The 12,988-nt window shown below is 39.2% G+C and carries 12 protein-coding genes and 1 other annotated feature; all 12 genes read left to right on the top strand.

Annotation, left to right across the window (positions count from 1 at the left end; translation table 11 throughout):
• The first annotated feature begins 6 nt into the window (after positions 1-6).
• The 12 genes from ACTQXY_RS02575 (at position 7) to sigF (ending at position 12,933) form a co-directional block, all read left to right on the top strand.
• Entirely contained in the window at positions 7-633 is a 627-nt protein-coding gene (locus ACTQXY_RS02575) for a TetR family transcriptional regulator (RefSeq protein ID WP_441658156.1), read from the top strand.
• Between the two features lie 75 nt (positions 634-708).
• Complete coding sequence (locus ACTQXY_RS02570; protein WP_441658155.1) at positions 709-1,719, top strand: type I asparaginase; 1,011 nt, start codon at positions 709-711, stop codon at positions 1,717-1,719.
• Between the two features lie 18 nt (positions 1,720-1,737).
• On the top strand, positions 1,738-2,601 hold the full coding sequence (locus ACTQXY_RS02565) for a YitT family protein (protein WP_441658154.1): 864 nt from the start codon (positions 1,738-1,740) through the stop codon (positions 2,599-2,601).
• A 17-nt stretch (positions 2,602-2,618) separates the two neighbouring features.
• Positions 2,619-3,266 carry an HAD-IA family hydrolase gene (locus tag ACTQXY_RS02560; RefSeq protein ID WP_441658153.1) on the top strand — a complete coding sequence of 216 codons (648 nt, stop codon included), beginning with the start codon at positions 2,619-2,621 and terminating at the stop codon, positions 3,264-3,266.
• Positions 3,267-3,346: 80 nt separating this feature from the next.
• Positions 3,347-3,592, top strand: a binding site (T-box leader).
• A 71-nt stretch (positions 3,593-3,663) separates the two neighbouring features.
• Positions 3,664-6,312: a valine--tRNA ligase gene (locus tag ACTQXY_RS02555; RefSeq protein WP_441658152.1), complete on the top strand. Its 2,649-nt coding sequence runs from the start codon at positions 3,664-3,666 to the stop codon at positions 6,310-6,312.
• 38 nt (positions 6,313-6,350) lie between these two features.
• Positions 6,351-8,552: an LTA synthase family protein gene (locus ACTQXY_RS02550; protein ID WP_441658151.1), complete on the top strand. Its 2,202-nt coding sequence runs from the start codon at positions 6,351-6,353 to the stop codon at positions 8,550-8,552.
• A gap of 34 nt (positions 8,553-8,586) precedes the next feature.
• The gene (locus tag ACTQXY_RS02545; protein WP_441658150.1) at positions 8,587-9,891 is read left to right on the top strand and encodes a glutamate ligase domain-containing protein; all 1,305 of its coding nucleotides are present in this window, start codon (positions 8,587-8,589) and stop codon (positions 9,889-9,891) included.
• Positions 9,884-10,018 carry a hypothetical protein gene (locus tag ACTQXY_RS02540; protein WP_022250536.1) on the top strand — a complete coding sequence of 45 codons (135 nt, stop codon included), beginning with the start codon at positions 9,884-9,886 and terminating at the stop codon, positions 10,016-10,018. Before ACTQXY_RS02545 ends, ACTQXY_RS02540 begins: the two co-directional genes overlap by 8 nt.
• A gap of 19 nt (positions 10,019-10,037) precedes the next feature.
• Positions 10,038-11,375, top strand: a complete 1,338-nt coding sequence (locus tag ACTQXY_RS02535; RefSeq protein ID WP_441658149.1) for a tetratricopeptide repeat protein — start codon at positions 10,038-10,040, stop codon at positions 11,373-11,375.
• A gap of 99 nt (positions 11,376-11,474) precedes the next feature.
• Positions 11,475-11,789: an STAS domain-containing protein gene (locus tag ACTQXY_RS02530; protein WP_441658148.1), complete on the top strand. Its 315-nt coding sequence runs from the start codon at positions 11,475-11,477 to the stop codon at positions 11,787-11,789.
• Positions 11,786-12,241 carry an anti-sigma F factor gene (gene spoIIAB / locus ACTQXY_RS02525; RefSeq protein ID WP_441658147.1) on the top strand — a complete coding sequence of 152 codons (456 nt, stop codon included), beginning with the start codon at positions 11,786-11,788 and terminating at the stop codon, positions 12,239-12,241. Before ACTQXY_RS02530 ends, spoIIAB begins: the two co-directional genes overlap by 4 nt.
• On the top strand, positions 12,220-12,933 hold the full coding sequence (gene sigF / locus ACTQXY_RS02520; RefSeq protein WP_441658146.1) for an RNA polymerase sporulation sigma factor SigF: 714 nt from the start codon (positions 12,220-12,222) through the stop codon (positions 12,931-12,933). Before spoIIAB ends, sigF begins: the two co-directional genes overlap by 22 nt.
• Positions 12,934-12,988: the final 55 nt, after the last annotated feature.

Here is a 12,988-nt window from a genome sequence, read left to right as displayed (position 1 = left end):
AAATATATGGGAAAAGTAGATGAAAATAAACAGCAGAAAGAAGATGCGCTTTTTAGAAGCGCGTATAATTTGTTTATGTCAAAAGGAATTTCCAAGACGTCGATACATGATATTGTTCAGGATGCAGGAGTTGCCAAAGGTACGTTTTATCTTTATTTTAAGGACAAGTTTGAAATTCGAGACAGACTGATTGCAAGGACTGCAGAGAAACTTTTTAAGGCGGCAAATACAGAACTGAAAAAAGTGAATGTTCCGAAATTTGAAGATAAAATTATTTTTATTGTGGACTATGTGTTAGAGCAGATGAAAAAGAATAAGGCAGTTCTCCGGTTTGTCTCAAAAAATTTGAGCTGGGGAATTTTCAGGGCAGCCATTGAGCAAAAAGAAGAGGCAACAGGGGTAAAGCATCTGTTCGATGAGTTGTTGGCAGAATGTCCGGGCGTACAGATTGAAGCACCAGATACGATGCTGTTTCTCATTATAGAGTTGGCAAGTTCTACCTCGTACAGCACGATACTAGACAGCGATCCAGTCAGTTATGAAGAGTTGAAACCATATCTAAATGCCAGCATCCGTGCCATTATAAAAAGTCATATGTACACAACACAGAGACATGAAGAGCAGAAGATTTAATTTTAAAGAAAGAAAATCCTGTGGTTGTATTCCGTGGAAAGACATGTTAAAATGAGACAGTGAGGTTGATGTGAAATGAAAAAAAAGATTCTTATGGTTGGTACAGGTGGTACAATCGCTTCGAAACAAACGGAACATGGACTTGCACCGGGACTGTCATCGGAGGATATTTTATCCTATATCCCACAGGTTGAAAATGTCTGTGATGTGGATACATTGCAAGTATGTAATATTGACAGTACAAATGTCACGCCAATGCATTGGAGACTTCTTGCAGAGACGATCGAAAAGAATTATGGACTATATGATGGATTTGTCATTTGTCATGGAACGGATACGCTGGCATACACAGCGGCGGCATTATCCTATATGATTCAAAATTCTTCAAAGCCGATTGTCATTACCGGGGCACAAAAGCCGATTAATATGGATGTGACAGATGCAAAGACGAATCTGCTTGATAGTTTTATCTATGCGGCAGATGAAGAATCACAGGATGTGACGATTGTATTTGATGGAAAAGTGATTGTTGGAACAAGAGCAAAAAAAGAGCGAGCGAAAAGTTACAATGCGTTTTCAAGCATTAATTTTCCGTATCCTGCTGTGATCCAGGATCAGCGTGTGATCCGCTATATTCCTTCCATTCCTTATGAAGAAGACGTAATGTTTTATTATGATATGAAGGAAAGCATTTATGTATTGAAATTGATTCCGGGAATGAAAGCAGATATTTTGACGTACATTTTTGAAAATTATGACGCGATTGTAATTGAGAGTTTTGGCGTTGGAGGTCTTCCTGAAACAATTGTGGAGACGTTCTACAAAGAGATGAGTAGTTGGATTGAACGAGGGAAAATCGTGGTTATGACAACACAGGTGGCAAATGAGGGAAGTAATATGACGGTCTACGAAGTTGGGAAAAAAGTAAAACAGGACTTTAATTTGCTCGAAGCGTATGATATGACTTTGGAGGCAACGATTACTAAATTGATGTGGCTGATGGGGCTTCCGAAGATGAAGTATAAAGAGTTTAAGAACAGATTTTATACGATGGTGAACCATGACATTCTTTTTACAAAAAAATAGAGGGGATTAGAAAAATTTATGGAACGGACAAAGAAGATAAAGGAATATGTAATTATTACACTGGGAACATTGATTGTTTCGATGGCAGTCTATTTTTTTCTGTTGCCAAGTAATGTAGTTGTGGGAAGCTTGTCGGGACTTGTGATGGTACTGGCGACGTTTATACCACTTAAAATTTCGGTTATGACATTTATTTTGAATGCGGTTCTTCTTGTGGTAGGCTTTCTGTTTATCGGAAAAGAATTCGGAGCAAAGACCGTATACACATCGCTTTTAATGCCGGTGTTTTTGTATGTATTTGAGTTGATATTTCCAAATAACAAGTCGCTGACAAATGATGTGGTGTTGGACACGATCTGTTATATCCTTGTCGTGAGTGTGGGACTTGCTCTTTTGTTCAATGCCAACGCATCTTCTGGAGGATTGGACATCGTGGCGAAACTTTTGAACAAATATCTGCATATTGAGATTGGAAAAGCGATGACACTTGCGGGAATGTGTACGGCGATCAGTTCTATTTTCGTGTATGATACGAAGACATTGGTGCTCAGTATTTTGGGAACTTATGCAAATGGAATTGTTCTGGATCATTTTATTGATGGATTTAACAGAAGAAAACGAATCTGTATTCTTACGGAACAGTACAAAGAATTACAAAATTTTATTGTCCACGAATTACACCGTGGTGTGACATTGTATCCGGCAATTGGTGGATATAATAATGAAGAAAAGATAGAATTGGTGACGATTCTTACAAGAAATGAATATGCGGAAGTATTGAATTATCTACATTCGGTTGATGAGAATGCATTTGTCACTGTCTCAACAGTAAATGAAGTGATTGGACAGTGGAATGTGAAACAGAAGATGCGGGGCATTTAACGTAACAGGAGGACAAGATGAGAGATTACAAATATATTTTGTTTGATTTGGACGGAACATTGACAGACCCGAAAGAAGGAATCACGAAGTCGGTTGCATATGCATTGAAACATTTCGGGATTGATGTGGAAGGTTTGGACACATTATGCAAGTTCATTGGACCACCACTTAAGGATTCTTTTATGCATTATTATGGACTGAGTGAGGATGATGCACACCTTGCGGTGGAAAAATACAGGGAATATTTTGAACCGTGTGGAATGTTTCAAAACAAAGTGTATGACGGGGTGGAAAATCTGTTAAAGGAACTGAAAACAAGTGGAAAAGAGATTGTTCTTGCGACCTCAAAGCCGGGAGTCTATGCACAGAAGATATTGGAGCATTTTCATTTAGATTCTTACTTTTCTTATGTGGCAGGAAGTGAGCTGGATGGACGAAGAGTGAAAAAAGGCGATGTGATCGCATATGCATTAGAGAAGATGAATATAAAAGAATGTTCACAGGCGGTCATGATAGGAGATCGGGAGCATGATATTATCGGAGCGAAAGAGCATGGACTTTCCTGCATTGGTGTACTTTATGGATATGGAAGCAGAGAAGAATTTGAACGGTATGGCGCAGATTGCATTGTGGAGACGGTGAGCGAGTTGAGGGAAGAACTGTAATCTTAAAAATGTATGAAGAATTTTGGAACGGCTTGACAAATGGTTGTTTCGAGGATAATATATTCAGTAGTTTCTAATAGCAAAAGGTAATGAGAAAGAGGAGTACACATAAGTCGCTTGAAAGAGAGAACCGCCCTTAGGCTGAAAGGTGGTTTCAAGATAGAAATGTAGAAGGTAGCTTTCGAACCGGATTTCTGAACTGTGTATAATTATATAATAAGGTCAAAGTAGGAAGTCACGGGGTGGTTCACGTTAAAGAACCGAAGAGATATATATGAAAGATTTCGTATATAACAAAGGTGGTACCGCGATTATTCGCCCTTTACATTTTCATGATGTAAAGGGCTTTTTGTTACGAATAATACGAATCATGAGAGGGATTTACAAGGAGGAAGCAATGAGTAAAAATTTAGAGAAGACATACAATCCAAAGGAGATTGAGGCGAAACTTTATGAAAGATGGTGTGAGAATAAATATTTTCACGCAGAAGTAGATAGAAGCAAGAAACCATTTACAATTGTTATGCCGCCACCGAATATTACAGGTAAGCTGCATATGGGACACGCGCTTGACAATACATTGCAGGATATTTTAATTCGTTATAAGAGAATGCAGGGGTACAATGCACTTTGGATTCCGGGAACAGACCATGCGGCAATCTCAACAGAAGTAAAGGTTACAAACCAGTTAAAAGAAGAAGGAATTGACAAAAAAGAGCTGGGACGTGAAGGATTTTTAAAGAGAACCTGGGAATGGAAAGAAGAGTACGGCGGAACAATCACACAGCAGCTTAAGAAACTGGGAACATCTTGTGATTGGGACAGAGAGCGTTTCACAATGGATGAGGGATGCTCCAAAGCAGTAGAAGAAGTGTTCATCAAGTTGTATGAAGAAGGATATATTTACAAGGGTTCCAGAATTATCAACTGGTGTCCGGTATGTAAGACTTCCCTTTCTGATGCAGAAGTAGAGCATGAGGAACAGGCAGGACATTTCTGGCATATCAAATACCCAATCGTAGGAACAGACCGTTTCCTTGAGATTGCCACAACACGTCCAGAGACAATGCTTGGAGATACTGCAATCGCAGTTCACCCGGATGATGACAGATACAAAGATATTGTTGGAAAGAATGTATTACTCCCATTAGTAAATAAAGAGATTCCGATTGTGGCAGACTACTATGTAGACAAAGAATTTGGAACAGGTGCGGTGAAGATTACACCAGCGCATGACCCGAATGACTTCGAAGTTGGAAAACGTCACAACTTGCCGGAGATCAATATCATGAACGATGATGCGACAATCAATGAACATGGTGGAAAATATGCAGGTATGGATCGCTATGAGGCAAGAAAAGCGATTGTGGCAGATTTGGAAGAGCAGGGATACCTTGTGAAAATCGAAGACCACACACACAATGTAGGAACACATGACAGATGTCACACAACAGTGGAACCGTTGATTAAACAACAATGGTTTGTGAAGATGGAAGAACTTGCAAAACCGGCGATCAATGCGTTAAAGACTGGAGAATTAAAATTTGTTCCTGAACGTTTTGACAAGATTTATCTGCACTGGCTGGAAAATATCCGTGACTGGTGTATTTCAAGACAGATTTGGTGGGGACACAGAATTCCTGCTTACTATTGTGACGAGTGCGGAGAATTTGTAGTGGCAAGAGAGATGCCGGAAGTATGTCCGCACTGTGGATGTACACATTTTACACAGGATGAAGATACACTTGATACATGGTTCAGTTCAGCGCTTTGGCCGTTCTCAACACTTGGTTGGCCGGAAAACACAGAAGAATTGGATTACTTCTATCCGACAGATGTGCTCGTAACAGGATATGATATTATTTTCTTCTGGGTAATCCGTATGGTATTCTCTGGATTTGCACACACAGGAAAAACACCGTTCCACACAGTATTTATCCACGGCCTTGTGCGTGATTCACAGGGACGTAAGATGAGTAAATCACTTGGAAACGGAATCGATCCGTTGGAAGTGATCGAACAATACGGTGCAGATGCACTTCGTATGACGCTTGTGACAGGAAATGCGCCGGGAAATGATATGCGTTTCTATGATGAGAGGGTTGAGGCAAACAGAAACTTTGCGAACAAAGTATGGAATGCATCTCGTTTTATCTTGATGAACATGGAAGATAAGACAATTACAACACCGGATCTTGGCGAGCTGACACCGACAGACAAGTGGATTCTTTCAAAAGTGAATACACTTGCAAAAGACGTGACAGAGAATATGGATAAGTTTGAGCTTGGAATCGCACTTCAGAAAGTATATGACTTTATCTGGGATGAGTTCTGTGACTGGTATATTGAGCTTGCAAAATATCGTATGTATCATGCAGATGAAGATGCAAAAGCTGCAAATGCGACATTATGGACCTTGAAAACAGTATTGGCAAACGGCTTGAAATTGTTACATCCGTTTATGCCGTTTGTGTCAGAGGAAATCTACAGTGCATTAGTGCCGGAAGAAGAGTCTTTGATGATGTCGACATGGCCACAATATAAAGAAGAGTGGAATTTTGCGGCAGAAGAGAATGTGGTAGAACACATGAAAGAAGTAATTCGTGGTGTGCGTAACGTGCGCGCAGAGATGAATGTTGCACCTAGCCGTAAAGCAAAAGCATTTATTGTATGCGAGAATGAGACATTGAGAGATGGTTTGGAAGAAATCAAAATCTCTTCTGCTCCTTTAATGAATGCAAGTGAGATTGTGATTCAGTCAGACAAGGAAGGAATTGCTGAAGATGCAGTTTCTGTTGTTGTGACAGATGCAGTTGTATATCTTCCGTTGGCAGAACTGGTAGATTTTGAACAGGAAATTGAACGTCTGAAAAAGGAAGAAGCAAAATTAGAGAAAGAACTTGCTCGTGTAAACGGAATGCTTGGCAATGAAAAATTCATCAGCAAAGCGCCGGAAGCTAAGATTAATGAAGAAAAGGCAAAATTAGAAAAATATACACAAATGATGGAACAGGTAAAAGAAAGACTTGCAGGACTTCAAAAATAAGTCCTGCGAAAGTCAGGAAATATAGGTGAGGTTAGAGTATGAAACGAATCCACATCAGGAAACCAGATATAAAGGGGAAATTTCAAAAACTAAGGCATTTAAAAAAGGAAGATATCAAAGAATATTGGCATAAAAAGAAGCTTCGAAGAGAAGCAATTTTGGAAAAGAGAAGGAACAGTGCTTTTGCAAAAAAAATGCAGCCGGTCTATAAAGTGATGAACCGATTTTCGCTTTTGCTGCATGTGTTGTACGCATGCCTGATCAATCTTGTGATTGAATCAATTTCAAGACACTCGTTTTTTGCAGCATGGGACTATATGGTCGGTTCGCCTTGGACATTTTTGTTCAATACGTACTTGATATTTATCACATTTTTACTCGTATACTTGGTGAGAAGACGTGTTTTTGTGCGTATATTGATTACTGCTTTCTGGATGATACTTGGTATCACAAATGGCTATATGCTGATGGTGAGGGTAACGCCGTTCAATGCACAGGATTTAAAGGTTGCGGGCGATGCGGTGACATTGTTTGATAAATATTTTTCCGGATTTGAGGGCATGATGCTGGCTGTAGGAATCATTGCAGTGGTTGTGTGGCTCATATCCATGTGGAGAAGAGGCGGACAATACCAGGGAAAGATGCATCGTATTATTGCTCTGATCGGGATTGTGTTCTGCTTTGGAATTACCGGATTGATCACAAATCTGGCAATCAATAAGCGTGTAGTTTCAAATTATTTTGGAAATATCGCATTTGCGTATCAGGATTATGGATTTCCATACTGCTTTAGTGCAAGTGTGTTTAATACAGGGATATCTCAGCCGAATGATTACAGTAAGGAGACGATTGATCGGATCAGTAATAACGGGAAGATTACAGAGGCGACTACAGGCAGAAAAGAGATGCCGAATATTATTTTTATTCAGTTGGAATCGTTCTTTGACCCAAGTGAAGTAGAATTTTTCACGACATCAGAAGATCCCATTCCGAATTTTAGAAAATTGATGGAAAATTATTCTACAGGGTATTTCAAAGTACCTTCTGTAGGTGCGGGAACTGCCAATACAGAGTTTGAAGTGCTGACAGGAATGAATCTTCGGTATTTCGGACCTGGGGAATATCCATATAAAACAGTCTTGAAATATCAGACAGCAGAGAGTGCAGCAACCGCACTTACAAGATTTGGCTACGGTGCACACGCACTGCACAACAATGGGGGAAACTTCTATAGCCGTGCAGATGTGTTTAACAATATTGGATTTGACACTTATACAAGTAAAGAGTTTATGAATATTTTGCAGGTGACAGAAAATGGATGGGCAAAAGATGATATTCTAACACAGCATATTTTAAATGCGATGGATTCCACAGAACAGCAAGATTTTGTATTTGGCATTACAGTGCAGGGACATGGAGATTATCCGGAAGAAAAAGTGTTGGAGAATCCAAGAATCAAGGTAAATGGAATTGAGGATGAAGGTCGTACAAATGCGTGGGAGTATTATGTGAATCAGTTGTACGAGACAGATCAGTTTGTTGGAGAACTTTTACAGAAATTAAAAGAAAGAGGAGAGCCGACAGTGCTCGTACTGTACGGAGATCACCTTCCTACGATGGGATTGGAAGCAAAAGATCTGAAGAATCGTTATCTGTACAATACTAATTATGTGATCTGGGACAATATCGGACTGCAAAAAGAAGACCGTAATATTCCGTCATATCAGATTATGGCAGATGTATTTGACAGATTGGATATTCATTCCGGAACAATCTTTAATTATCATCAGACAAGGCGTCAGACAAAGCATTATCTGTCAGATCTGGAGTTGTTACAGTATGATATTTTATATGGAGAGCAGTATGTCTATGGCGGAAAAGAAAATAATCCGGTAGAAGAAGGGCATATGCAGATGGGTGTGCTTGATGTGTCATTGAGCGAGTTAATTGCGCAGATGGATGGAAGTTACAGCTTGTACGGAGAGAACTTTACAAAGTCAAGTAAGGTTTATGTCAATGGTGAAAAACAAAAGACGACATTTTTAAATAATACAAGAATCGATATTTTGGATACTGAGATAAAAGAGGGCGATACGATTGAAGTCAGTCAGGTCGGTTCAAGCAATCGAATTTTCAGAACATCGAAACAGTATATTTATCAAGGTGGAAAACTGGTGGAAGCACCGGATACGGCCGTTGATCAGACGGAGGGTACAACAACAGAGAATACAGAACAATAGATAGAAAATACACAAGAAAATGATGGTGAGATAAGTGGATTATAGAGAAGCGATTGCGTATATTTTAGAGATACCGAAATTTACAAAGAAAAACAGTTTGGAACACACAAGAGATTTTTTGAAGATTCTTGGGAACCCGGAGAAAGGGAAAAAGATCATTCATGTTGCTGGGACAAATGGAAAAGGATCGGTATGTGCATATATGCAGTCGCTTCTTTTTGCTGAAAAAAAGACTGTCGGATTTTTCACATCTCCGCATCTTGTGAAGATGAATGAGCGGATTCGTATCAATGGAGAAGAAATCAGTGATGAGATGTTTTTAAGTATATTTAATACAGTGTTTGCAGCTGTGCAGAGAATGAAATCAGAGGGAAAGCCACACCCGACTTTTTTCGAGTTTTTATTCGCAATGGCGATGACCGCATTTGCAGACAGTGGGGTGGAGTACATTATATTAGAGACAGGAATCGGCGGAAGATTGGATGCGACGAATGCAATTGATAAGCCGTTTTTGACAATCATTACATCGATCAGTTTGGATCATGCAGAGATATTGGGTGAGACAATCGAACAGATTGCGGCAGAGAAAGCAGGAATCATAAAACAGGATGTGCCAGTGATTTATATAGGAAAAGAAGAAAAGAGTGCAAAAGTAATTCGAGAGTGTGCAGAAAAGGTCGGAGCGCCTTGTAGAGAAATCTCGAAAAATGCGTACGAAATTCTGGAAATCACGAGTAAAGATATTGCATTTTCAATTACAAATGCGTATTATGAGAATAGTATTTGGAAACTTGATACAAAAGCACTTTATCAGGTGGAAAATGCAATGCTCGCATTGGAAGCAATGCAGTATCTTATAAAAGAAGAAAAACATTTGAATCGATGGACAGATGCTTTTTATAAGACTCACTGGGAAGGCAGGATGGAGGAGATTTTGCCGGGGGTTATCTTAGATGGTGCTCATAATCCGGGGGCAATCGAAGCGTTTGCAGAGAGTGTGAACACACAACGTGGAAATAACTTTGAAAAAATTATTTTGTTCTCAGCGGTAAAAGAAAAAGAATATGAAACGATGATACAAATGCTTTGTGAATCAGTAGATGCTAAGCAGTATATATTAACTCAGATTCAGAATGAACGCGGGGTGAGCACAAAGGAGCTCGCCGATGTTTTTCAAAAATACACAGATAAAAAGATTATAGAAGAGGAAAATCTCGAGAAAGCGTTTTACATGGCATTGGAAGAAAAAGGGGAGCATGGCAGGGTGTATTGCCTTGGTTCATTGTATCTGATCGGGATGCTCAAAGAATTGATAGCGGGAGGAAAAAAGCATGCTTAATTTTGAAGAAGAATTGAAAAAATTTAAACCAAGTTTGGAAGTGGAAGATATCGAAGAGGCTGTCTATCAGGAAGATATGACAGATATGACAGACATTTTACGTGAAATGATGAAACAGAATAAGTAGAGGATAAGGGTGAATTTCAGTGGAGTATACAAAAAAGTTTCTATATCAATCGAATCAATGGTATAATGATGGTCTTCGTAGGGCAAATATACGAGATTTGTCCGGAGCGATTATTTCCTTGAAGAAAAGTCTTCAATTTAACAGAGATAATATTGCGGCTAGAAATCTGTTAGGACTTATGTATTTTGGACAGGGAGAAGTCGGGGAAGCGCTTGTAGAATGGATTATTAGTAAAAATATTAAATCTCATGAGAACATTGCAGATTATTATATCAAAAAAGTGCAGGAGACACCGAGTGAACTGGAGACGATGAATCAGGCGATTAAGAAATACAATCAGTGTCTTACATATTGCCAACAGGATGGGGAAGATTTGGCTGTGATTCAGCTGAAAAAAGTGGTTACATCGCATCCGACATTTTTGAAAGCATATCAACTACTTGCTCTGTTGTATCTAAAGACAGAACAATATGCAAAGGCGAGACAAGTTTTAAGAAAAGCGCATAAGCTAGATGCAACTAATGAGATTACCATTCGATATATGCATGAACTTACAAAATTGCATAATAAGAAAGCCTCGAAATCTGACGAAGAAAAGGATCAGACTGTTACATATAACCTTGGAAATGAAACAATTATTCAGCCAGTGTCATCATCTTTAAAAGACAATGCCACAACAATTACGATTTTGAATATTGTAGTCGGAATACTGATAGGGGCGGCAATTGTATGGTTTCTGATTGTTCCAGCAATTAACCATAATAAATCGACAAAGACGAATAAAGATGTGGTTGCATACAGCGACCAGATTGCTGCCAAAGAAAGTGAAATTAGTGCACTGCAAAAGCAGGTGGAAGGCTATCAGGCGAAAGAAAAGGAATTGGAAGCCGAAAAACAGAAAGCAGCCAACACACAGAGCAGTTATGAGGCATTGATCAATGTGATTTCTCATTACAATCAGAAGAATTATAATACGACGAACTTAATTGATGAATTGCTTGCACTTTCTACGGATTCATTAGGAGAAGTCGGAAAAGCACAGTATGATGAAATGACAGGAGATATATTCCCGAAACAATGTGACAAGTTATATCGTTCAGCAAGACAAAGTTATCGGGTTGCAAATTATGGAACAGCGATTGAATCCTTAGAAAAGGTCATGAAGATGAATGAATCCTATGAGGATGGAAAGGCACTCTTGCTGCTTGCAGATTCCTATGCGGGAAATGGTGATACGGAAAAAGCAACAGAGAAATATAATCGTGTGATTGAATTGTTTCCAAATAGTGATGTTGCACAAAAAGCAACAGATGCACTGAATGGAACGAATGAAGAAGGTCAAAGCAATAGCCAATAATAAGAGGTACGAAAGAGAAAGGATATGTAACGAGTTGGGTTACATATCCTTTTTGTGCATAAAAAACAGACGTGATTTTTTAACAGGAGGGAAAGAAGTATGAAGTATCAGGTAGAGGAAAATTGTCTCACAATCTTTCTGCCAGGCGAGTTGGATCACCACAATGCAGAAGAGATTCGGAAGGGGTCGGATAAACTGATTGAAGAAAATCATATTAAGTGTGTCATTTTTGATTTTCAGGAGACAAATTTTATGGACAGCTCGGGAATCGGAGTGATTATGGGAAGATACAAGATGGTATATCTGCTAGGAGGAGAAGTATGGGCAGTCCATGCAAATGAAAGAATGAAAAAGATTTTAACGATGTCCGGTGTGACAAAAATAATTCAGATGTATGAGGAGGAGACGATATGAAAAATACAAATGAAATGGAGTTGATTTTTGACAGTCTGTCTGCAAATGAGGGATTTGCAAGAGTTGCAGTGGCAGCATTTATGACACAGTTAAATCCGACGGTAGAAGAAGTCGCAGATGTGAAGACAGCGATCTCTGAAGCGGTAACAAATGCGGTAATTCATGGATATGAAAATGAAGTACATAAAATTTTCATACGATGCAATATCAAAGAGCAAACGCTTTATATAGAAGTGGAGGACCGTGGAAGAGGAATTGCGGATGTACAAAAAGCGATGGAGCCGTTATTTACAACAAAGCCTGAAATGGATCGGTCGGGGATGGGATTTTCGTTTATGGAAGCTTTTATGGATCATATTTGTGTGGAATCAGTAGAAGGAGAAGGAACGACGGTAAGAATGCAAAAAACAATCGGAAAAGGAAGGAAATTATGGACCACACAATCGCTTTGATCAGACAATCACACGATGGGGATGAAAAAGCGAGAGAACAATTAGTGGAGGAAAATATCGGTCTGATCTGGTGTATTGTAAAACGATTTTACGGAAGAGGTGCAGAACCGGAGGACTTGTTCCAAATTGGAAGTATTGGTCTTTTGAAAGCAATTGATAAATTTGATATGACGTATGATGTCAAATTTTCAACCTATGCGGTGCCAATGATATCTGGGGAGATTAAGCGCTTTTTGCGGGATGACGGAATGATCAAGGTGAGCAGATCGCTGAAAGAACTTTCATATAAAGCATATTTTGCAAAAGAAAAGCTACAGGAAAAGCTTGGAAGAGATCCAACTTTGGAAGAATTAGCAGAAGCTATGGAAGTAGAAAAAGAAGAGCTTGTCATGGCGATGGAGTCGAGCGGTGAAGTGGAATCACTTCATAAACCAATTTACCAGAAAGATGGAAATGAAATTCAGCTGATGGATAAATTGGAGGAGACCGGGGAACAGGAAGAAAAGGTGCTCAATCAGATGTTACTTATGCAACTTTTGGAGGGGCTTGAAAAAGAAGAGCGCCAGTTGATCTATTTGCGCTATTTTGCAAATCAGACACAGTCGCAGGTTGGAAAGACACTTGGAATTTCTCAGGTTCAGGTGTCGAGATTGGAAAAAAAGATTTTGAAAAATTTGAGGCAGAAGGTTTAAATTGACCGAGTTCGTAATAGAAAAAGTACGAACTCGGTTTTTTGCATAGTTTTGA

The sequence above is a fragment of the Faecalimonas sp. LCP19S3_D12 genome, from assembly GCF_052121495.1.
In the GTDB taxonomy this organism is placed as follows: domain Bacteria; phylum Bacillota; class Clostridia; order Lachnospirales; family Lachnospiraceae; genus Faecalimonas.
Note: the sequence above shows the minus strand (reverse complement) of the source record. Positions and strands in the feature narration are given on the sequence as shown.